Source organism: Bradyrhizobium sp. AZCC 2230 (assembly GCF_036924495.1).
Classification (GTDB): Bacteria; Pseudomonadota; Alphaproteobacteria; order Rhizobiales; family Xanthobacteraceae; genus Bradyrhizobium; species Bradyrhizobium rifense.
Genome location: NZ_JAZHRS010000001.1, coordinates 4,538,703 through 4,558,886, shown reverse-complemented (window position 1 = coordinate 4,558,886; position 20,184 = coordinate 4,538,703). Strand labels below are relative to the sequence as shown.

Genomic DNA, 20,184 nt, shown 5'->3' with positions numbered 1-20,184 from the left:
ACACATTCTGTTGATCAATTGATAAATAGTAATTGACTCGCGTCAATGACATGCGCATTATTGATCAACTGATAAATAACAAATTGATACCGAAACAAGGGAGATTGCTCATGACGGACTATGCCGGCAGCCCTGAAGTGCAGCCCAAGGCTGCGATAATCGGAGGCTCGATGGCGGGGCTGTTTGCGGCGTTGCTGTTGCGGCGGTCGGGCTGGCAGGTCGACGTGTACGAACGTATCGGGGCCGAGCTCGGCGGGCGAGGCGCCGGCATCGTAACTCATTCCGAATTGTTCGAGGTGCTGGGCAGGGCCGGAATCGATACCGAAGCCGCCGCCGTCGGCGTGGTCGTTCCGGGTCGGCGCGTGCTGGACCGGTCGGGCCGTATCGCAGGCGAACTCGGCCTGCCGCAGGTGCTTACGTCCTGGGGCCACCTCTACGGGCTTTTGAAGGCGGCGCTTCCGTCGCAACACTATCACCACGGCAAGAATCTCGTCGACGTCACGGAATTCGCCGATCGCGTGGTGGCACGCTTCTCGGACGGCTCGGAGGCCTCCGCAGATCTGCTGATCGGGGCCGACGGCATATTTTCGTGCGTCAGAGCCCGGCTCGCTACCAACGTCCGGCCGGCGTATGCCGGCTATGTCGCTTGGCGGGGCCTCGTCGACGAGCGGGATCTATCGCCTGGGACACGCGCTGAACTGTGCGACTGGTTCGCCTTCAGCCTTCCTCCCGGCGAGCAGATGCTCGGGTATCCCGTCGCCGGCGCCAATGAAGAGATGGGTGTCGGGGAGCGCCGCTTCAATTTCGTCTGGTACCGACCAGCCGACGCTGACGGCCAGTTGGCCAATCTCCTGACCGACATCGACGGGGTCCGGCATGAATTATCCATTCCGCCGACCGGGATCCGTCCGGATGTGATCGCCTCGATGCGCCGGGACGCAGAGCGGTTGCTTGCCCCGCAGTTCGCCGAAGTCGTTCGCATCACGCAACAGCCGTTCATACAAGCCATCCTGGACCTCGAGACGCCGCGCATGGCGCTGGGCGCCCGGACGGTGATCCTGGGCGATGCTGCTTTCGTTGCCAGACCCCATGTGGGAATCGGAGTGACGAAGGCCGCCGCCGACGCGGCCGCCCTGGTCGATGCCCTCGAGGCGCATCCGGACGATCTGCCCGCCGCGCTCGCGAAATTCGAGTCGGTCCGCCTCCCGTTCGGGGCCGCGGTCGTCCGGCGGGCCCGTCATCTCGGCGCGTACATGCAGGCGCAAATCGCGACCGCCGAAGAGCGCGCAATGGCGGAGCTGCATCGCAGTCCTGAGGCCGTGATGGCGGAGACCGCCGTCGCGACCGGCATAGCGGCCTAGGCAACATCAGACAGGGAGGAGAGCAGACATGGACCTGCAAACGATCCAGAATCATCCTGCGTTCAAGCAGCTTGCGAGCGAACGCGCGCGCCTCGGCGTCGGCATGTCGATCGTCATGGCGGCCACCTACTTCACCTACATTGTGACGGTCGCATTCTGGCCGCGGCTGCTCGGGCTTCCGCTGTGGGACGGCACCGTCATCACGTGGGGCTTTCTGATCGGGGTCAGCCTGATCGGGCTCGGCTTCCTTCTCACGGCCATCTATGTGCGGCGAGCAAACTCCCGCTTCGATCGGCTCAGTCAGCATCTTCTGGAGGACCTTCGATGATGTCACGCCCAACCCGCGGAGCCATGCTCTCGGCCGCGTTCGCCCTTCTATCCAGTCCCGCAGCGGCCGATGCGCTGACCGGACCGGCCGGCATGCGACAACCGCTGAATGCCACGGCGATCACAATGTTTCTCGGCTTCGTCGCGATAAGCCTCGCCATCACATGGTGGGCGGCTAGACGGGGCACCAGCACAGCAAAAGATTTCTATGCCGCCGGCGGCGGTCTCAAGGGCGTCCAGAACGGGCTCGCGATCGCCGGCGACTACACATCGGCCGCGACGTTCCTGGGCGTCACGGCGCTCGTCTATACCTCCGGGTACGACGGCATGATCTACGCGATCGGCTTTCTGGTCGGTTTCCCGATGATCCTGTTCCTGATCGCGGAGCCGCTGCGGAATCTCGGCCGGTTCACGTTCGCCGACGTGGCGGCATACCGGCTGTCGGAGGTCCCCGTGAGGGCGGTCGCCGGGGTGAACACCCTTGTGATCGTCGTGTTCTATCTGATCGCTCAGTTGGTGGGGGCCGGCAAGCTGATCCAGTTGCTGTTCGGGCTTCCCTACATCTATGCGGTGGGCATCGTTGGTGGGCTGATGATGGTCTACGTGACTGTCGGGGGCATGCTCGCGACGACCTGGGTGCAGATCATCAAAGCCGTGCTGTTGATGTCGGGTTCGGTGCTGATGTCGATCCTGATTCTGGGGCACTTCGGCTTCAGTCTGGAAGCTCTCTTCCGAGCGGCGATCACTTTGCATCCTAAGGCCGACGCGATCATGGCCCCCGGTGGACTGGTCAAGGATCCGATATCGGCGATCTCTCTCGGATTGGCGCTGATCTTCGGCACGGCCGGGCTGCCGCACATCCTCATGCGCTTCTTCACCGTCAGCGACGCCCGACAGGCTCGCAGTTCGGTGCTGGTCGCGACGGGGTTCATCTCCATCTTCTACAGCCTGCTGTTCGTGCTCGGCTTTGGCGCCATCGCGATCGTTTCGGCCAACCCCCAGTTTCGGGATGCCTCGGGAGCGCTGCTTGGGGGCGTCAACATGGTGGCCCTGCATTTGGCGGACGCGGTCGGCGGGTCGCTGCTGCTCGGGTTCATTTCCGCGGTGGCATTCGCGACCATCCTTGCAGTCGTGTCCGGGCTGACGCTCGCGGGCGCTTCGGCGGCGAGCCACGATCTCTATGCCCGCGTGCTCCGCAGGGGCCGTGCGAGCGAGCAGCAGGAAGTCGTTGTTGCTAAATGTGCCGCGATCGCGATCAGCCTGCTTGCGATGGGGTTGGCTATCCTGTTCGAAAACCAGAATATCGCCTTCATGGTGGGATTGGTCTTCGCCATCGCCGCGAGCGCGAACTTCCCCGTCATACTTCTGTCGATCGTCTGGCCTGACCTCACGACGCGAGGCGCAGCGAGCGGGTCGATCGTCGGCTTGCTGACTTCCGTGGGATTGGTCGCCCTCAGTCCGGGAGTATGGACTGCGACGTTAAAGCTCGGAGCTGCACCGTTCCCTTACGACAATCCGGCCCTGGTCTCGGTTCCGCTGGCCTTCGCCGTGTCGTGGGCGGTATCGGTGCTGGACCGCAGTGCGGCCGCCGCTTCCGTCCGCGCATCGTTCGGCGCGCAGCACGTTCGCGCCCAGACTGGGCTCGGCATCGAATAACGCGATTAGATAACTCGGCTCCAGGAGGAAACTACAATGAGCGCTGTCGTGACGGAAGAGGGCACGGAGTCCTGGCCCGACTTCATTCGCAAAGAGTTCGACGCCAATCGGTTCAACGGGCGGGTCGGCACGCGGCTCCTATCCGAAACGGACCGTGTGCGTGTGTGGGAAATTCGGCTCGCTCCCGGTGAGCGCATCGGATTTCATCGGCACGTCCTCGACTATTTTTGGACCGCAGTGACGCCAGGACGAGCGAAGTCGCACGCGGAAGATGGCACGATCGTCGAGGCCGTCTATTCGGCTGGCGAGACCCGTCACTTCGTTTATGGCAAGGGCGAATACAAAATCCACGATCTCGAAAACGTTGGCGATGCTGACCTGTGGTTCACCACGGTTGAATTCTTGCAAAGCGTCAACGCGCCTTTGGAACTTGGCCATGAATGCTAGATCGAACCCTCTTCCGAAGAGGTCCGGGCGGGCGCCATCCGAACGGAGTTCATCCCGATCCGTTGGCTTCCGTATCCTTCACGATCGGAGAACGCCCATGAAGTTGATTTTTGCCGCAACTTGCGTAGCCGCCATTTCGCTTGCTTTCATGCCCGGCGCGGACGCCAAGGGCTGCACGACTAGGGCGGCTGAAAGCGGCGAAGTTAAGCTTTCTTCGCGACAAATTCCGTCAACAGATGTTGCCGCAGCGGCCCCTAATGAGACCCATGTGAAACCTTGAGCAGCTACTCCTCCGTCCCCGTACCTTCGTCAAACGGAGCGCTCGCCATGACACCCCGACGTGCCGAACTCGCCGCCTTCGTCACCCGCTGGATTTCATCATCTCGGTGGTCGTGCGATGCTGAATGCGCTGTCGACCGCAATGTTTGCGCTGGTGCTGCGGCTCGCAAGCGAGGCCGAGGATGCACCGCGTGGTCTCCTCGCGCTTGCCGGTCATCCGCGCCTAGCCCCGGCCCTGGCGGCTCTCTTCGACGAGCCTGCGCGCGCATGGTCGCTGCCCGACCTCGCGCGCTTGTGCAACATGTCGCGCGCCACGCTCGCCCAGCAGTTCCAGGAGAAGCTCGGACGATCGGCCTCCGATCTTCTGACTGATATCCGGATGACGCTCGCGGCGAACGAGTTGAGGAAGTCGTCTCTTTCGACGGGCGCCGTGGCGGAGGCGGTTGGCTACCAATCCGAAGCCGCTTTCCAACGCGCCTTCAAGAGCCACATGGGCGCCACTCCGGCGCAGTGGCGCAAGATGCAGGAGCCGTCGGGTCACGACATCTTCGCAAGGCCGGCAGCTCCTGCCGACGCGAATCCATTTTATACAGGTGCCATTTCGCACCAGCGTCAGCGGGTAGGGTGCTCGAAGGCCGAGCAGGGTGCACCGGCGACCGAACCGTTCACGATTGATTATTTCTCGGTCCGTCAAGCTCGGTTCCCACAAGGAGTCTTCAGACCGTCCAACGGGGGCGATATCGGGAAGCCCCGCCCGAGGCGATTTTGCATTCCAGCGTGCTTAAACCGATGGCAGCGGAAGCTTGCGTGCGGCGCTACTAGGAGATCGCGCTACACCAGCCCAGGAAGCTCAGCGGCCAACCCAAGCTGATGGCCTACTACGCCGCGCCGCCGCCATTGGAGGAGCCGCGTTTGCCGCGGCGTGGTTCTCGCGCACGCAAAGCGCTAGTTCTTGCCCCAGAGAGGTGCAGACTCGAATCCAGCGTGAATGACTCAGATCCAATCCAAATCGACAGATGCATCCACGGTAGGACGGAAACCGTTCGCATAAGGAGGCATCTCCGAAGAAGTGGGCGCTCGGCGCAGTCTCTTCTGTCGTTTCGCGTTCGATCTGAGTCGTTCTGCTTCAATCGGAATCTCTTGCCCGGCTGCGGGTGCTTGATTAGTTGCGACATGTGACGTATATTTAGCGACACGTGACGCGAGGACTACTATGACTGCCACAGCCGAGAAGCCCGCTCCAAAGGGGTCGGGCAATGATCTGCAGAAGGTGGCCGATTTGCTCGGCGGGCCACGCATCCTGTCGCGCCGGATCACAAGCGCCCTCGACGCCCACGAACTGCTGCTGGACGGACTGCCAGGCTCTGCGTTGACCCACTTCGTCCGTCACCTCCTTATCATTCAAACGGACTCGTTGGAAAAAGCCTTCGGAATGAGCCTTCGCACCTTTCAGCGACGCAAGGACGCTCCGGACAAGCCGCTCAGCCAGGAGCAAAGTGGGCGGACCTGGAAGTTTGCCGAAATCCTGGCCAAGGCCACGGACGTGTTCGGTTCGCAGGAAGAAGCCGAGCAGTGGCTCGAGCGTCCAGCCATCGGTCTTGACCAGCGTCGTCCGATCGACCTGCTTGCCACTCCGGCCGGCATCGAGCTCGTTGAACAGTACCTCACACGGCTCGCATACGGCGTCTATGCATGACGCCTTCTGTAGGGCCATTGGAAGGCGGCAAGCTCATCGCTTGGCGCCTCGATCAGGCGCGCTTTGCGTCGACCTGGGATAGTGGCGAAGGCGCATTCCAGGTCGGCGGCCGGTGGAACAGCACAGGCGTTCGCGTTGTGTATTGCGCGCTTGATCCAGCGACCGCGATACTCGAAGTGGCGGTTCACAAAGGCTTCAAAGCGCTCGACACTCTCCCGCACGTGTTGACCGCGCTTCATATCGCCGACGTGTCTGACGTTCATATTGTTCGCCCTGCCGACGTTCCGAACGCCAATTGGCTGCGACCGGGAATCCCAGGCGCAGGCCAGCAGGCGTTCGGGGATGCGCTCCTGGCCAAGCACAAATTCGTCGTGATCCCAAGTGTGGTGTCCAATCACAGCTGGAATCTGATCTTCGACCCGACCAGGGCGAAAGGCGCGTACCAGCAGCACCTTCAGGAGGCGTTCGCGCTAGATATGCGCCTTCATCCTTCGACATCACCGCCCTAATTCGGCCCCGTAGCAGTACGATCTCGCCTGACCGACCAATTCTGGCTATTTGACTCCGATGGAACCGGAATAGGCTCCGAAGGAGCCATAATCCCCAGACTGAAATATTGGATTTTCTCGCTCCGAGACTCAGATCGAACGCGAAACGACATCTTCTGTCGTTTCTCGTTCGATATGAGTCTTTGTGGTTCAATCGGAGTCTGCCTCGGCCGCAGGCTCCTGGGAGGCGGGGAGGGCTCCTGGCGGCTCGGCAGACTTCGCGACCAGCATTGCCTGTTCGACGCTCACTGATTGGCTCACGCATGCCGATACAGAATGATTGGAACGCCCGGAGCAAGTTGGTTCAGGAAGGCGAAGTTGTCGACATTGCCTGTCAATACGCTGGCACCGATACCCCGCGCCTGGAGATAGATGAGCGCATCGTTGAGGTATTTTCTCTCATGACCCGCGCCCCTTCGGCGCGCCGCTGAGACGAAATAGCTCTCCCGCAAGTATTCCCGCTTCGCCCCACATCGCCGTACCTGGAGCTTGCAAGCGATGCTGCGGAATGTCTTCAATCACATCCCGTACCGTTTGCAGAATCCCACTCGTTGAGGGGTGGGCCGGATCGAGCCGCCCGAACACTTGCGTTAGTTCGGCTAGGCAGACGGCCGAGTGGTGGCAGACGCGATATGTCAGCAATTCATCGACGGCAGCCGGCGTGCGTGCCTGTAAGACGTCGAGGTAAACGCTGGTATCGAGAATTAGCGCACCGCCGATGAGCGGCTCGTCGGATCCCCAAGCAAGAGCGGAATCTGGTCGTCGCGTCAACCGCTCCAAACGCCTGTGCGGCTCCAGACTCCGCAACGCTCCCTGGAGATTAAATGGCAAGATCGATATCTGCCGGGACGCTTCCCTTGCGCACGACAAGACGCGCGCCGAAATCGTCTTCGAGCGCCAAACGCGACAACGCGAGCTCTAGAAGTTCGGTATCTGAAGATACGTGAGCCCGCTTCTTTGCCGCTTCTACCAGGCCTGCCGGCACGCGGCCGGACAAGCGCGTGTTCTTGGCCCCTCCGAGCAGCCCGACGGCGCGCGCCTGCTCGAGCACGAGCCGGTTGCGCTTAAGCGCAATGTGCTCCTCGGCCTCTATCGACGTGCGGGTCCGCATAACCATGGCAATCTCTAGCGTTGGACAAAAAATAACAATTGTTCAACATCTTGCAATGCCGGAAACACTGTCCATAAGGACTGTTACGCACCAATTGAACTAATCCAACACGGCGGCCCTCGCCGGAGGAAACCCCGAACGTCCGATTGCGCCAAAACTACCCTCGTCCCAGGCGGCAGTCGCGGCCAGAGCGACTCTGAAGGAAGCGAATCGCGGCCAACTGACTGCGATCGAACCAGCATCGACTCCGCCTTGCTGCTTCAATCGGAGTCTGGCGCCTGCCGCGGGCAACCCCAGCGAGCAGTCCCAAGGCGGCCTAGGGACTCCATCGGAAACGGCGAAGAATGCTCCTGGCGCTGGAGTGCTTCCCGACGCGTCGGCCTCGGTCGTGATGCAGCTGAAGGGCGGACAAGAGGTGACGCTGACGCCGGGACAGTCCTTCTATGAAGGGCCTGCCGACGTTCATGTCGTCGACCGGAACGCGAGCGCTACCCAGCTGGCGAAATTCCTGGTGCTCCTGATCGCCGCTCGAGTCACTGAAGGCCGGTCGTTCGGGCAATCGACGAAAGCCCAGCACGTTGGCTGATCATAGTTACGGTTGAGCACATGAAGGGGTGTTCCGCTTGTGGTGGCTCGAGCAAAGCATCGATCCGGCCTCGGGTTGCGGGCGAGTGGTTTGCTTCTATTGTGCGTGTCATACGTTTGAGCGTGTTTTAAACGTTATAACGTGTGGTGTTGAACGCCCGCAAATGCATCATCCTGGCGGATGAGGCGGCGAAAACCTGCACACACGCGGCGACTTCTTGCGCGCAACATTCGGCGGCTTCGCTTGCAACGAAACTGGTCGCAGGATGATCTTGCGGACGCTGCCGGCGTGCGTCAGGCGCTGGTCAGCGCACTGGAAGTCTCGACCGCCAATCCCACTCTGGAAACGCTGGACAAGGTTGCAATTGCCCTTGACGTCGAGGTCGCTGACCTGCTGATGCCGACAGCAAAGGTGTTTGCGGGATCGAGCAGGCGACGGCCCCCCGCGCGTTCTCACGGAAGAAGCGTGGCTTAGGCCCGACCTGGACGCACGCGCGCCGAACGCCACTAGTCGATATCGCCGGCTCCGCTTTGCCGAATGTAGCCGCAAGTTGTGAGCTGCTGAACTCGCTATCGCTTTGCACGGCACCATGATCCTGCTTGCGCCGAGTCTGCGTTGCGCTGAGGCCTCGTGATGGCAGGGGCGGTCCGACGCTCCACCGAATGCTTGTAGTCGGCCACGAACCGAGAAGCTTTAGAGGTCGCATAGCCGGCGGGCGCGCGCCGGGTGTGCTGCCACGCGACGCAAGCCGGATCCGGAGGAGAAATTGAGGTCTGCAGTCCGGGAACCAGACCGCTCCGCGCTTCGGGAGGACTTCGGGACCCACGCGCCCCTTGCCTCCCCTTCTTTCTCCTTTGTTCCCCATCTGCTCGTCAGGTGTTGCCGAGGCGCGGAAGGACTAAGTGATTGTTCGAAAACCCTGTTCTTTAAGTCTCCGGGCCAACGCAGCGCTAGAAGGTAGCCAGCCGATTTACAGTCGGTTGCTGAAATTGGATGGAGATGGCTCTTCCTCAGGCGCGATCTCCTCCGGCCGGACGGCATCGCTCTGCCGCTTTTCATCGGAGCGCCGCCGGCGGTCTCATCAGCCTAGACATGCCGCCCCTCACGATCCAACAGGTGCCGCCGACAAGTGCCGCAGATTGCAAGTCAATGGAGATCTTCCTAATTGCCGCTAAGCTGTCCACCGACGTCCGTCGGCTCTCGTACGATCCCGGAAGGCGACGCCTTTGCCCGACGTCTATCCGCCCGCCGGCGGCGAGCGGAAAAGAATTCTCTTGATTACGTCACGATATCGACCCCGCGTTTGACCTTCTTACGGCGCCAGCGGAGGCGATGCTTCTGTCCTTCCATTGCGGTCTCTTGGCCTTTTTCGATGTAGATCTGAGCTGTCTGTTCCGTGAGAAGCATGCTTTGGCTCATAATCTGTGTGGTCGTCAGGCCGGCAGTCCCCGATTCTGTCAGACCCCCCTTGCGGAATTGGGTTAGCGTCAGGTGGGGTAATCCGGCTTCCTCGCACATCTTCGCCACTGTCTCGTAGAGCCTGTTTCTGGACCAAGGTCTCGGCTTGCCCGGCGCCGATCGTTCGCAGACGAAGAGCGGTCCCGAAGTGCGATTGCCCTTGAGCTTGTCGAGGCGCTGCATCAGCGCAGGATAGAGCGGCTTACCGTCGTCATCGTGCAATCTAAAATATCGCTCCTGGTCTGTCTTTTCGGCACGCACGAATACCTCCGCCTCATGATCGAGCCCGCGATATTCATTTACTGTCATTTTGTAAGGAAAATGGCTGACGCGCGCTTCCATCTCCCACGCGAACAGTGCGATGGCCGAAACAGAAAAGTGGCCTTTGCGGTCGGCGGTCCCGACGAACGTCGCGAGCTGAGGGATGGTGACGGCTGGCGCACCTTTGGAACGGTGTGGCATATAAGCGCCTTCAAACGGATTGACGCCCTTATGGAGCAGGTGTGCGTGCTTGCGCTTGGTTCCGTTGACCATCGCCCGCAGACTGTGGATATCGCCTTTCGCTGTGCGACTACGCTTGCGCTGGACCGGCTTGCCCTTCTGGTCAATGTCGGTGACAAACAGGTATTCTTCATAGAAGTCGTCAACCAGCGCGGGGGTGATTTGGATCATCGGGACATCCCCGAAGCGCTTGCCCGCGAACGGACCCTTTAGCATCACGTGATTGCAACAGCGCCGAATATTGTTGGCATAGGTCTTCTGCGTGATCTTGACGAGATTCTTGAAGCGGACAGTGGCTTCGTACTTGCTTAATAACCACTCGAGCGTGCCGTATAGCGGCCCGCTCTCAACCGGGATTGCGAGGCAGTTCAGTCTTCTCGTCTCAAGCAGTGGCAGGACCACACTATCGTAGGTCGCGAGCGCTGTTCTGAGATCAGTGCCAAGCGATAAGCCTGTGATAGGGAAGCCGTCCTTCCGCATTTTCGTCGACGCCTCGAATCGGAAAAAGGTCATCTGCTTGGATTCCGACCAATGGTGCCGCACATACGGCGGCAGCGCCGTCTGACAGAGGCTCTGAATATCTTGAGTCATCTGAAGTTCTCCTTGAACTCCGCTAAGCTGATTTTGGCATACGCAGCGCTGCGAACCGCTTGAATGCCACCAAATTTCTGGGATGAAGCCAACCGCCGTGCGGTAGAAAGAGTGGTAACGCTTAGGTTGGCATCACTACGCCGAGCAGAGACGAGCGGATCACCAAGTAAGGCATCGCTACCATTCCGGCTGTCGAGTCGGGATAGCTCTTGGCAAATGAGTCGGGACAGATACAAAAATCCAGCAATGTAAGTGCCTTACGTCGACCGACTTGCGGAAGGGGCGGAATTTAAACCTGCGCGCGGTCAGCGGCCGACCTTGAAAATCCAACATAATTTGCCATCCATTCCGACTCGAACGCCTAAAACTCCGTCGAATGTCGTGGTTTTCTGCCCTGAGAGTCGGGATGCGCGACTGCGACTACTTGTCACCATCTGATTTGAACCAATTGCCGATTTGAACCGTTTTGAGGTTCGGTTCAATTAGCGCGTCTTCCACCAACTCGCGTGGTTTCCAAGGACTCGGGTCGCTGCTGGTCACCGTGGGAGTCTCGCAGAGGTTGCGGTTGAGAGGTGCGCCCCCTGCAACGCTGACAGGAGAGGAGACAGTGCGATGCCCAACTTTGGACAGGTGAAAATGGCGGCATATCGGGTGATGCGCGAGGTCGGACTGCCAAATCTCAGAACGGCAGCAGTCAGCAGGCAGATGGTCAAAGACGGTGCGCGGCCCGGTTCCAATCGCGATTTACCCGCGATGATCAGGCTCTTCATTGATGAACAGAAGGACATTGCGCGACTGCCGCCGGCCGTCGTGAAACTAGCCGAACAATTCGCGACCAGGGTTTGGGAGATTGCCTTAGCGACCGCCGGTGAAATGGAATTGCAACGGGGAGGGTCTCGCCCGGAGCCGCGCGCGATCCGGAAACCGCAGCCGACGCCGATCAAAGGTCGGGCCAGGCTCGTTGCACTGCAGAAGATCGTTGAATTCATGCTCCGTCCTGACGCGAGGGGCAGCAGTCTGGTCCGTGAGCCGATCGCCGCCATCGAGGTGTACCGCCGGCTGACCGATCGGCAGGCCGCATTGACTGACGAAGATCACATCAGTCGGGACCTTCAAAGAATCGAAAAACGATCCCGGGTTATTTACCGCGTGAGGGACCCGCGCAGGGAAGCTAGATGGTGGCGACGCGATCGAACGCTTCCGCAAGTGTACGGGGATACCAAGGTCGCGCCGCGTTATGTCCCACGCGGGACCCCGCTGTCCCAGATCCGGATGGGCAATCGTCCCTTAGTGGAAGACGCAATCTCGTTCATGATTATCTCGAAACGACCGGTGGGTGGGCAAGAAATCTGCGATGCCTTGAAAGTTCCAGTCCCAGAGCGAGCGAAGTTCAGCCTGATGTTGCGCAACCACCTGCGGGCCAAGAACCCCCGCTACACACGCGATGCTGACGGCAACTACTCAGTGTTCAAGACAGGAGCGCAGCCGCGGGTCAGCGCGGCTGATGACAAACCGCGGACGGGCGCTGGACTGCAATCGAGTCCTTGATCGCGGAATTGCAGGATGGGCGTCTAACACACTCTGAACTGCGGTCGCCCGCGTCGGCATCGAATCCTCGATGCCGGGCAGCAACGAACGCGCGCACAGCGTCTCGCGACCAGACCACCTCAAGTCCGGTGCCGTGTCCCCGCACGGCTCCCGGGCGCGGAGCCGTTCCGTCGGCGATGGCCTTGCACAGCTGCCTTGTCGTATCGAAATCGAGCAGTGCCGCAACCATGTCTGCGCGCAGCTCAAAGGGCCATACTCCGGCCGGTGGAAATCTCGCGGGCCGATTTTTTACTCGGACGTTTTGCTTGCGTAGACCCGCGCGCACATCCTGGACGTTTCTTGTTGTGTCCGAAGAGGAAGGCTTTACCGAAAATGCCACACCGGTTGCCGGTGGCCCCATGCGTGCTTGGCGCCGGAAACAGGGCCGACCATCTATCTGCCGAACGTCTGCCATCAATTCGCTCCCAGGCGCCCAGGCAAAGCGGCGCTCGCTGCCGGAGAAAAGCAAATGCTGAAATGATCTGCGATCTCGTCGAGGGCGATCGTGAGATCGTCGGTCTCGGAACTGCTCGCTGCTCCGTCGATGATACCAACCGTAACCGTGGCGATGCACTTCGATGCCGACGAGCGAGCCAGAAACGCGCGCAGCACCAGCTCGACCGCGCGCAGCTCCGCCGCGATCCGGCGCCGAGCTCGCGAGGAGTGCGAGCCTCCCCAGCAAAAGTTGTAACCGCCGGCCCAGCCGTTATTCTCGTCAACGACGATCATATCGACGAGGGTGCTCTCGGTCGCCGCGTCTCCGCACGGGAGAGAGGCTCCGATGTACGCCTCCCTCGCTAGGCGCACGCACCGTTGACTTTCGGCGGTAAGCGGGACTCGGATATTGCGTCGGACCGTGTAGCTGCCCAATCGACGCAACGCGTCGACCAGCCGACGCCGGAGCAGATCGTTCCGCCGGGCAGCCTTTAGATCTATCCGATTCCGTCGTCGCGTCGGCGGAAGCGCATCAGATTGCGACGCAACGACGGTTTTGCAGACTCGGGTCGTCATCGGGGGACCTCCTCCGCGCTGCACTCGGGGCGGGGCTTACTTGAAGCGGTCTGCCGATAAAAAGGGCGGCCGCGCATGAGAGGACTGGAGCCGCCGGCTTACGCCGGCTCTCCCCTTGCCACGCCGGACCGTGCCATGCCAGGCCGGGCCACACCCCGCCACGAACGGTTAGTCGAGACACTCGACGCGAAATCTTCCGAACTTGGGACGCCAGTCGCCAAGACCACGCGCAAAGCCGCTGGCCGCAAAAATGTCCGCGATCAATGGCGGGCTGAGCAGGCTCGGTAGGAAGGACGCCTTGAAATGGACGTTCCAAGTGTCGAACCGCGGTCGCGTTCGCATGGTGCGCGCCGTGCCAACGCGCACCGGCACCCGCAGGCGGAAACGCTCCTGCTTCCACAACTCATCGATGTCCTGGGGACCGTCGTAGAACAGTCGTGCCGGGCCGTCGACCTCGATTCCGGCCGCCGCCTGCTTGCCGCGCCGCTGCATCCTAGCACCCGCGACGAACGCCGCCTCGATCGCTTCGGCGGGAATGCACGGGATGCCGTCGGTGAGCCAAAGCCCGCCGAACCATTCGATGCGGGCGATCTCGCAATGGTCAGATGCGGTCTTCAGTCGTTTTCCGGTAATCCTCGCGAGCTCGCGCGAGATCGGATCCAACGGGTCGCACAGGCGGCCGGCATGCATCAAAAGCGGGCGGACGCCGATCAAGCGCAAGGAAACGAAGTCGCTCACCATTGGCCTCTCCATGAAACGGATCCGGGACTTTGGGTTGGTTGACGAGCAGACGTGGGACGTCGGCGCGCTTGGGAATGCGCGATACGTACTGCCGTCCGCGCAGAATCAGCGTGAAGTCGAAATGACAAGCGGCGCAGAGCGTCGTTAGATCCTCCGCAAGCTCGTGTTCGAAGCGCTCGTAGGTGCGGTGGTGCACCTGCAGTTCCGCCTCTTGCGCGCTGGCGTTGCAGATGCGGCAGCGCATGCCGGAGGCTTCGAGCTCCGCCAAGCGCGCCGGATTGTTGCGCCAGGCGCTGCTCGCGATGTAGCGCTGATAGCGATCGCGGCGGGCCAACGCGTTGTGGAGTTCTGGATCCGCGCCAGTCATTCGATCTCCGCAAAGAAGGCCCGCCGCAATGGCCCCACCCGCCTCAGGTTGGCCTCTCCGAGGGCGTTGGCGCGGGCAGCCGTAGCGCGCCCATGAATGCGCGACCACGCCAGCATCGGCGTTAAGGTTCCGAGAAGGAGGCTCGCCTGGCGAACCTCATCATGATCCCCGATGCCAGTTTCGATCGCTGGAACGATTTCTGCATTATCCGCTAACTAGGGACTCCCGATCGCGCACCGCGGCGTCGCGTTCTTCCAGCACCTGAGGCGTGGCGGCTCAGCCGTTGCAAGCGTCTCGTCGTCATTGGTCGACCCATGGTGCTTCGCACTCCAGCAGACGGCACGCCTGCTGCAATGCCAGCTCGATGTCGGCCTTGGACACCGAGGGGTAGTCGTTACGGATGATCTCGCTGGCCGACATCTCGGCCAGCATCGAGAAAATCGGCGCCGGCGGCACGCGCGTCCCCCGAAACACGGGATCGCCGCTCATCACGCCGCGGCGCCTAACGATGACGGGTTCCTTGATCATTGGTCTGATGCCGTGATCCTTGAGGCGCGCCAGATATGCATCGTCCGTCTCATCAGGATCTCGGGTAAGAAACGCAGAACGCAAGCCGAGCCGCTGCTCTGAGAGACGATCCAGACAGGCGCTAAGCCCCTCCCCGGGAATTCTGGGCGGGTCACCATGGTTCTCAACGCGGGCGGCTTCGAGAGCGACCCGAGCAACCAGGACGAGTGGCGACTCGTCGCCGCTCGGCGGCGGTTCGAGCGAGAACTCTAGATGCCGTCCGTGAGCGAATACGGTGGCACGCCCATCGGGATCGACAAACACCCAGACGAGATGTCTTGAGCCAAGGCCAATATCCTCGGAGGCTCTGATGAAGATCGTTCCCATTGCTCACACCCAGTGATTGACCGCGTAACCATTGGCCGCGAAGTGCTGGGCATCGCTGCGGTGGCGGTCTGCCTTGTCGACAGCACTGCAGACGTCGATGGCGCAGGCCCGGGCGAACTGCTCCGGGAGCGGGAAAGGAACTGGTTGAATATCGCCGAACAGCAATGCGTAGACAGGCAATGGCTCGTCGGTTGCCGGCCCAAACCGCACGCGGCCGGTCGTCCGGTCAGCAATTCCCCCTGGTGGAGCAGCAAGACCAGATGCCGCCAACTCGGCCGTCCGTAGTGATCGGCAGGCGCGAGATAGGCAAACAAGCATCGAGGCCGGTATCGCGGAACCGCAGAGGTAACGCGGCAGCAGTGGCGGCGAGGGCGGTTGTGCGGAGATCGTCTGATCAGAGCTGCCATCAGAGCCTCGCGCCTTCATCTTCAGTGCTGTTGCCGACCGGCTCGCCGAGTCGGTAGACACGATTCCAGGTGCGGGCCCACTTCCGGTCGCGGTCGAGCCAGATCAGTTGCGACGTATGGATGCTCTTGTCGTCGTCGAGCAGCGGATGGTTGACAACGCTTCCGCTCAAAACCATGCGCAACGAATCGCTTACGAGTCCGAACTGCACGGTGACCGCGCGCCAGTTTTTGAGCAGCGGCGCGTGTATGAGTTGTTGCGACGACGGCTCCTCGCCCCTCAGATAGCATTCGAAGTCGCACTTCAACTGCACCTCGGCATCCTTTTCTTCCGTCACCATGGTCCCGATTCCCCGATCAAGTTGCCAACACTTCACTGCCGCACCGCGGCGTCGGGCGACGGCCAAACCGATAGAGGCGATCCTTCGCCTTTGCCTGATCGAGCCACACCAACGTCGTCGTCTCAATCGGCTCAGGATCGGCAAGCTCTGGGCGTCCGATGACAAGGCCGGCGAGCGACATGCCGTTCTATGTGTGCGGGACTTTCGACCCGCTAGACACGTGGTTCGCCCGCCAGTTCTCAAGCAGTGGCGCACGCGCCAGTTCGATCGGACGAGGTGCCTCGCCTTTGAAAGAGCCTCGACGTCGAGCTTGGGCCAGCGATCGAGATAGTCCTGTGCAAGCGACATCTAGTGCCTCACCGCGATGGCATTGCGCGCCTCGACCGTTCGGTAGGAGCGGGCCGTGATCCTCTGCCTGGTCCCACACGCGACGATGAAGGACAGATAGGGCCTCTCGAGCGTCCTCAAATGCGCCATCGGTGATGCGTCGGCGGCGCCAGTCCCGCCAGAGCCGATCGATCCCATCCAGCCAAGCGGCCGCCCACTCGCTCGCCACCGGCCGGCGCCACACGATCACGAGGTCAGACCCGTTCCACTCTGGCGGTGCGGCGGCACGTAGCTTCGTTTCCAACGTTGCGCGCTCGGTCTTGTCCATATCCCACGTCTTGTCATCTCGTATTTCGATCGTGACGTGAGGCCCCATAAAATACCGGACCGCTTCCTGATCCCACCTGTGCTCCTGCTGGATCGTCGCCGCGGATGCGGGAATGCCCTCGGACGCCAAAGTAGCAAGGATCGGCTTCCACTCCGCGCGGTCCGTCACCAGTCCCATCGAGTTGCGATCGTCGTCCTCTAACGCTCCTGTATTCATCTTGGGCTCCTGTAACTGACGGGTGACAGCAGAGCGGACGTGCAAGTCTGTGACCTAGACCGAGTTAGTCGCCCAATCCTTCCGATCTCGCGCCGGATCGAATCAGCCAAGGGTTAACCCTGAACGGCCTTTCCCCGAGTTGGCTAGCGTTCGAAGGAGTCCGCCTTCGTGATCTCCTCCGGAGCTTCCGCCAATAGAGCCCGTACCGATTGACGCGCGAAGGTATCCGTGGATGAGGCGTCGAACGGTGCGTGGCGAGTGCCGGCAAGCGGATTGCTGGTCTCGCGCGTCTCGACCATCGAAGAGTCTCGTGACGAAAGAGTTGCACCCGTAGACGAGCCGGCGAACGGCATCGATGCGGTGATCGCTACCGGAGTGCGGACCCGGCTCTTTCGTTGCCCCGAGGGGGTGTCGCTAAGGCCCACGCACCACGCTGCGCGGACCTAAGGGGGCGTCGCGGATGTCGATTTCCACCAGCCCCTCGCACGCCAATGCACACACGGCGGCGATGATGTCGCAGTACGGACGGGCACGCTCCTCGATTTCAAGTATTGTTTGCGGGCCGTCTTCGGCGAGCGCGGCGCCAATCTTCAGTCGGTCCCTGACGGACACGTGGCAGCGCGCGTTGGACCAGATCTCTCGCACGTTGGAGTAGATCGGTTCGCGCCTGATGTCGTCCGCATCGCGTTCGAGAAGGCGCAGCCCGTCCGACGCAAGCAGCCCAGCGAATCGCTCGTAGTCCGCTGCGGATCTCTGCGGCCGCCTTTCGCAGACGGCGAGCAGGAAATCTCCATCGATCCTTTGCAATACGACGCTCATCAGCGAGGGCGGCGTACCATAAAGGTTCGAAGCCTTCCGATAGTGAATCGCGCGAACCTGCGCATCAAGGCTCGCCTCCCGGAGCGCGTCACGGAGGAGGAGGCTTGCAATGGGAATTGCGACCTTGCATTTCGGGCCGAAGAAGGTGGTCGATGTTGCCTTGCGAAGGGGTTGGTTGCCATGCATGACACGGTGTCCTGAACGCGTTGCGGGAGCGGAAGGCGACGTTCCGGACGACGGTGATGATCGATGAACATGAGCGCGTTCCTTCCATAGGTGAATTCGAAGTGGCCGATTTCGGCGGACCTGCGCTGGACAAGCGAAGCCGAGCACGAGCGAGGTCTGGTTGCCCAGGACGAGCGCTTTCGATGTGCTGAATGCGAAGCGAACTTGTGAGTGCGTCAGTTCAACAACAGTGCTGGCGTTCTGCCGGGTCGCATGCTGTAGGACCCAAAGGTCAATAGGCCAACTCGGAGGTTTGTCTATGACACGTTAAAGCGTGTCACAAGAATGCGCCAAAGATATGGCGGTCAGCCGCCGCCGCGGAAAATCGCGCGAACCGTAATGTTGGGCGACGCCGAGGGATCAAAGCTTTCCGCGCCCAAGCGCGGCGCGACAGGCGAATGTCGCCTTAGCGCTCGCAGCCGAGCATCTCGCAAGGCTCGACGTGGTCATCGTTAGCCTCGCTCTTGTCGCGGTGCAGGCGTTAAAGATCATCGTCCTCGATCTCTATGGAGGCACGATCGCGACTGATCTGCCCGTCGACTTGCGGGGATGCGAGCGCTCGTTCAGTCGACCGCGGGATGGAGGCTGGGATCGCCGCCGAGGCGAGACGACGGCATGCTCGCAATCGACACGAATCTCATCGTCAGCGCGGGGCCGCGGGAAACGATCAACGAGGGGTATGGTCGCTTCTTACGACCTGGAGACGCGGTCGAGGCTTCACATCGAGCGTATCGTAAATCTCGTTCAGCGTGATGGACATTCCCAACGTCGGCAGCGGAATAGCAACGTCAAATGCTTCGAACGTATCCTCGAGCCAAGTCCCGTTTGTTTGCCGTCGATGAACTTTAACAAGAGCGATTTCTGACTCGATCTGCATGACCATTTCGACGCTCTCTACGGCCTGGTATTCCCGCAGTTTCGCGCCGTAGTCGAAGACGGCCGTGCCCGGCGAGGAGACCTCAACGATGATTGCGGGCCTGGAGGCCGTCATGGCCGCAGCATTTGGCGGGCCGCAGTCCACCACAACGTCCGGATATCGGACCGTGTCCGGGCCGGTTTGGACGGCCGTATCGCTCGACGTGGTGCGACACCCCTTCTGCTTTCCAGCGGGCACAAAAGCCGTCTGAACGTTGCTGCAGATGACGTTGTGCCCTTCTTTGGCACCGGCCATGGCATAGGCTATGCCGTTCACCAGTTCGTAGCGGATCTCGCTGCCCGAAATGGCAGCGAAAAATTCCTCGATTGTGAGCTTTTCGTGCCCAGGAACACCCATGGCAACATTCCAGACCTTCACCCGCGTGTAGTATAATCGGCTTGGTGCGATAGGAAAGGGCGCCTCGAGGACTTGACTCGTCGTCGTCGTGGCTACGAGGGCGGCAGTTTTAAGAGTTGGGTCCCGTGTTCAAGAAAACCGTAAAAGCCGCCCTGATGTCGCGACTGCGCATCGACCGTCGACGAATTCGTTTCCTCCTATGCAGCAGGCGCACAATCACGCGCTCTGGCGAACCTGCTACGGCACCGGCATCTCACTCCAGGCGGGACTCGCATTCCGTGGATCCAGTCATCAATGACCCTGAAAAGGTGGTTATCGTCGGCAGCGAGCGCCCTGACCCGGGCACAAAGAGCGCACAGAAAGGCGATAGCGGACGTCCAATTCGTGCCGGCACCGAATTGCGGGGCGGTGGGGACAGGCTGAGGTGGGCGATGCCAATAGCTTGGCAGGCCTCTAGGAGACCTACCTTGCCGGTGCGCAGCCGATCGACGACGCCACTCTTTTGCTGACAATGACCTCGATCCCAGCTTCGCCTCCGGCGGCATGTGGAGCGCGTCCGAGCGGGTTCCCCTGATCTTTCCTCCCGTTCCACAGTCTCATGCGATGACACGCGTCAAGGTGTCGACGTCTCACCCGTCGACCAGCCAGTTTCCGCGCCAGGTGGGCTGCGGCTCAGGAGGGCTAGGAACCAGCCCGTGCATCGTCGCCTTTCGCTGCGAACAAGCCGGCAAGATCGAGGTCCAGCGCGATTGCAATTCTAAGAAGGGAGTCCAGCGTTGCATTGGCCTCGCCGAGCTCGATCTGGCTGACCAGCGCCTGCCGGATCCCGGCTCGTTCGGCCAGATCCCGTTGGCTCAAGTTAGATAACTGCCGCCGCTCCTTGACCCTGCGGGCCAGCGTGGCCCGCAGCTGCAATTGAGTCTCAAGGAAGGATTCAGATATCGCCAAACGCCTACTCCCGGATTCCTTGGCTTGGTGAAGACCGCAGCTTGCCATGTTAGGCGAGACGGCGCCACGTTTGCGAATGAGCATTCGCCGTCCCCGACTTCCATAGCAGAATGGAAGGATGGCCACTGGTCTCCGCGAGATC

21 protein-coding genes and 2 pseudogenes are annotated in these 20,184 nt (G+C 61.2%); 11 read left to right on the top strand and 12 right to left on the bottom strand.

Going from position 1 to position 20,184, the window contains the following annotated elements; genetic code table 11:
* The first annotated feature begins 110 nt into the window (after window positions 1–110).
* From V1280_RS21805 to V1280_RS21770, 8 genes and pseudogenes are all read left to right on the top strand, one after another.
* Window positions 111–1,361, top strand: coding sequence for an FAD binding domain-containing protein (locus V1280_RS21805; protein ID WP_334528634.1), 1,251 nt, complete (start codon window positions 111–113; stop codon window positions 1,359–1,361).
* A gap of 28 nt (window positions 1,362–1,389) precedes the next feature.
* On the top strand, window positions 1,390–1,689 hold the full coding sequence (locus V1280_RS21800; RefSeq protein WP_334528631.1) for a DUF485 domain-containing protein: 300 nt from the start codon (window positions 1,390–1,392) through the stop codon (window positions 1,687–1,689).
* Entirely contained in the window at window positions 1,689–3,344 is a 1,656-nt protein-coding gene (actP, locus tag V1280_RS21795) for a cation/acetate symporter ActP (protein ID WP_442895243.1), read from the top strand. Before V1280_RS21800 ends, actP begins: the two co-directional genes overlap by 1 nt.
* Before the next feature lie 36 nt (window positions 3,345–3,380).
* Entirely contained in the window at window positions 3,381–3,791 is a 411-nt protein-coding gene (locus V1280_RS21790; RefSeq protein ID WP_334528627.1) for a hypothetical protein, read from the top strand.
* 97 nt (window positions 3,792–3,888) lie between these two features.
* Window positions 3,889–4,071: a hypothetical protein gene (locus V1280_RS21785; protein ID WP_334528624.1), complete on the top strand. Its 183-nt coding sequence runs from the start codon at window positions 3,889–3,891 to the stop codon at window positions 4,069–4,071.
* 105 nt (window positions 4,072–4,176) lie between these two features.
* Window positions 4,177–4,593 (top strand): annotated as a pseudogene (locus V1280_RS21780) (helix-turn-helix transcriptional regulator); the annotation flags it as partial.
* Window positions 4,594–5,283: 690 nt separating this feature from the next.
* Window positions 5,284–5,766 (top strand): type II RES/Xre toxin-antitoxin system antitoxin, encoded by a 483-nt coding sequence (gene parS / locus V1280_RS21775; RefSeq protein WP_334528622.1) that lies wholly within the window; start codon window positions 5,284–5,286, stop codon window positions 5,764–5,766.
* Window positions 5,763–6,275, top strand: coding sequence for an RES family NAD+ phosphorylase (locus tag V1280_RS21770; RefSeq protein WP_334528620.1), 513 nt, complete (start codon window positions 5,763–5,765; stop codon window positions 6,273–6,275). Before parS ends, V1280_RS21770 begins: the two co-directional genes overlap by 4 nt.
* Window positions 6,276–6,571: 296 nt before the next feature.
* Here V1280_RS21770 and V1280_RS21765 read toward each other — a convergent pair.
* A pseudogene (locus V1280_RS21765) lies at window positions 6,572–7,145 on the bottom strand (type II toxin-antitoxin system VapC family toxin).
* On the bottom strand, window positions 7,135–7,431 hold the full coding sequence (locus V1280_RS21760; protein ID WP_334528618.1) for a hypothetical protein: 297 nt from the start codon (window positions 7,429–7,431) through the stop codon (window positions 7,135–7,137). The pseudogene V1280_RS21765 and the gene V1280_RS21760 overlap by 11 nt, the downstream one beginning before the upstream one ends.
* A gap of 355 nt (window positions 7,432–7,786) precedes the next feature.
* On the opposite strand from V1280_RS21760, the gene V1280_RS21755 reads away from it, so the two are divergent.
* Together V1280_RS21755 and V1280_RS21750 are read left to right on the top strand one after the other, a co-directional pair.
* Complete coding sequence (locus V1280_RS21755) at window positions 7,787–8,011, top strand: hypothetical protein (protein ID WP_334528616.1); 225 nt, start codon at window positions 7,787–7,789, stop codon at window positions 8,009–8,011.
* 180 nt (window positions 8,012–8,191) lie between these two features.
* Window positions 8,192–8,485 (top strand): helix-turn-helix transcriptional regulator, encoded by a 294-nt coding sequence (locus V1280_RS21750; RefSeq protein WP_334528613.1) that lies wholly within the window; start codon window positions 8,192–8,194, stop codon window positions 8,483–8,485.
* A gap of 804 nt (window positions 8,486–9,289) precedes the next feature.
* Here V1280_RS21750 and V1280_RS21745 read toward each other — a convergent pair.
* Window positions 9,290–10,561, bottom strand: a complete 1,272-nt coding sequence (locus V1280_RS21745; RefSeq protein WP_334528610.1) for a hypothetical protein — start codon at window positions 10,559–10,561, stop codon at window positions 9,290–9,292.
* A 612-nt stretch (window positions 10,562–11,173) separates the two neighbouring features.
* On the opposite strand from V1280_RS21745, the gene V1280_RS21740 reads away from it, so the two are divergent.
* Window positions 11,174–12,109 carry a hypothetical protein gene (locus tag V1280_RS21740; protein WP_334528607.1) on the top strand — a complete coding sequence of 312 codons (936 nt, stop codon included), beginning with the start codon at window positions 11,174–11,176 and terminating at the stop codon, window positions 12,107–12,109.
* A gap of 453 nt (window positions 12,110–12,562) precedes the next feature.
* Here the strand turns inward: V1280_RS21740 and V1280_RS21735 are convergent, their stop codons facing one another.
* The 9 genes from V1280_RS21735 to V1280_RS21695 form a co-directional block, all read right to left on the bottom strand.
* Entirely contained in the window at window positions 12,563–12,877 is a 315-nt protein-coding gene (locus tag V1280_RS21735) for a hypothetical protein (protein WP_334528605.1), read from the bottom strand.
* A gap of 450 nt (window positions 12,878–13,327) precedes the next feature.
* Window positions 13,328–13,900, bottom strand: coding sequence for a hypothetical protein (locus V1280_RS21730; RefSeq protein ID WP_334528602.1), 573 nt, complete (start codon window positions 13,898–13,900; stop codon window positions 13,328–13,330).
* Between the two features lie 667 nt (window positions 13,901–14,567).
* Window positions 14,568–15,161: a DUF433 domain-containing protein gene (locus tag V1280_RS21725; protein ID WP_334528599.1), complete on the bottom strand. Its 594-nt coding sequence runs from the start codon at window positions 15,159–15,161 to the stop codon at window positions 14,568–14,570.
* Between the two features lie 3 nt (window positions 15,162–15,164).
* A complete protein-coding gene (locus V1280_RS21720; protein WP_334528596.1) occupies window positions 15,165–15,431 on the bottom strand; it encodes a hypothetical protein in 267 nt (88 codons plus the stop codon).
* A gap of 136 nt (window positions 15,432–15,567) precedes the next feature.
* The gene (locus V1280_RS21715) at window positions 15,568–15,906 is read right to left on the bottom strand and encodes a DUF6634 family protein (RefSeq protein WP_334528593.1); all 339 of its coding nucleotides are present in this window, start codon (window positions 15,904–15,906) and stop codon (window positions 15,568–15,570) included.
* A 1,014-nt stretch (window positions 15,907–16,920) separates the two neighbouring features.
* Window positions 16,921–17,076, bottom strand: a complete 156-nt coding sequence (locus tag V1280_RS21710; protein ID WP_334528590.1) for a hypothetical protein — start codon at window positions 17,074–17,076, stop codon at window positions 16,921–16,923.
* Between the two features lie 115 nt (window positions 17,077–17,191).
* Window positions 17,192–17,782, bottom strand: coding sequence for a hypothetical protein (locus tag V1280_RS21705; protein ID WP_334528587.1), 591 nt, complete (start codon window positions 17,780–17,782; stop codon window positions 17,192–17,194).
* 706 nt (window positions 17,783–18,488) lie between these two features.
* Window positions 18,489–19,094: a Uma2 family endonuclease gene (locus V1280_RS21700; RefSeq protein WP_334528584.1), complete on the bottom strand. Its 606-nt coding sequence runs from the start codon at window positions 19,092–19,094 to the stop codon at window positions 18,489–18,491.
* 681 nt (window positions 19,095–19,775) lie between these two features.
* Window positions 19,776–20,042, bottom strand: coding sequence for a helix-turn-helix domain-containing protein (locus V1280_RS21695; protein ID WP_334528581.1), 267 nt, complete (start codon window positions 20,040–20,042; stop codon window positions 19,776–19,778).
* Between the last annotated feature and the right edge of the window lie 142 nt (window positions 20,043–20,184).

What these genes read in the sequence shown, in the direction of transcription:
- V1280_RS21805 (WP_334528634.1), top strand. Translation starts at nt 111, where the DNA reads ATGACGGACTATGCCGGCAGCCCTGAAGTGCAGCCCAAGGCTGCGATA.
- V1280_RS21800 (WP_334528631.1), top strand. Translation starts at nt 1,390, where the DNA reads ATGGACCTGCAAACGATCCAGAATCATCCTGCGTTCAAGCAGCTTGCG.
- actP (WP_442895243.1), top strand. Translation starts at nt 1,689, where the DNA reads ATGTCACGCCCAACCCGCGGAGCCATGCTCTCGGCCGCGTTCGCCCTT.
- V1280_RS21790 (WP_334528627.1), top strand. Translation starts at nt 3,381, where the DNA reads ATGAGCGCTGTCGTGACGGAAGAGGGCACGGAGTCCTGGCCCGACTTC.
- V1280_RS21785 (WP_334528624.1), top strand. Translation starts at nt 3,889, where the DNA reads ATGAAGTTGATTTTTGCCGCAACTTGCGTAGCCGCCATTTCGCTTGCT.
- parS (WP_334528622.1), top strand. Translation starts at nt 5,284, where the DNA reads ATGACTGCCACAGCCGAGAAGCCCGCTCCAAAGGGGTCGGGCAATGAT.
- V1280_RS21770 (WP_334528620.1), top strand. Translation starts at nt 5,763, where the DNA reads ATGACGCCTTCTGTAGGGCCATTGGAAGGCGGCAAGCTCATCGCTTGG.
- V1280_RS21760 (WP_334528618.1), bottom strand. Translation starts at nt 7,431, where the DNA reads ATGGTTATGCGGACCCGCACGTCGATAGAGGCCGAGGAGCACATTGCG.
- V1280_RS21750 (WP_334528613.1), top strand. Translation starts at nt 8,192, where the DNA reads ATGAGGCGGCGAAAACCTGCACACACGCGGCGACTTCTTGCGCGCAAC.
- V1280_RS21745 (WP_334528610.1), bottom strand. Translation starts at nt 10,561, where the DNA reads ATGACTCAAGATATTCAGAGCCTCTGTCAGACGGCGCTGCCGCCGTAT.
- V1280_RS21740 (WP_334528607.1), top strand. Translation starts at nt 11,174, where the DNA reads ATGCCCAACTTTGGACAGGTGAAAATGGCGGCATATCGGGTGATGCGC.
- V1280_RS21735 (WP_334528605.1), bottom strand. Translation starts at nt 12,877, where the DNA reads ATGATCGTCGTTGACGAGAATAACGGCTGGGCCGGCGGTTACAACTTT.
- V1280_RS21730 (WP_334528602.1), bottom strand. Translation starts at nt 13,900, where the DNA reads ATGGTGAGCGACTTCGTTTCCTTGCGCTTGATCGGCGTCCGCCCGCTT.
- V1280_RS21725 (WP_334528599.1), bottom strand. Translation starts at nt 15,161, where the DNA reads ATGGGAACGATCTTCATCAGAGCCTCCGAGGATATTGGCCTTGGCTCA.
- V1280_RS21715 (WP_334528593.1), bottom strand. Translation starts at nt 15,906, where the DNA reads ATGGTGACGGAAGAAAAGGATGCCGAGGTGCAGTTGAAGTGCGACTTC.
- V1280_RS21710 (WP_334528590.1), bottom strand. Translation starts at nt 17,076, where the DNA reads ATGGTCGAGACGCGCGAGACCAGCAATCCGCTTGCCGGCACTCGCCAC.
- V1280_RS21705 (WP_334528587.1), bottom strand. Translation starts at nt 17,782, where the DNA reads ATGCATGGCAACCAACCCCTTCGCAAGGCAACATCGACCACCTTCTTC.
- V1280_RS21700 (WP_334528584.1), bottom strand. Translation starts at nt 19,094, where the DNA reads ATGGGTGTTCCTGGGCACGAAAAGCTCACAATCGAGGAATTTTTCGCT.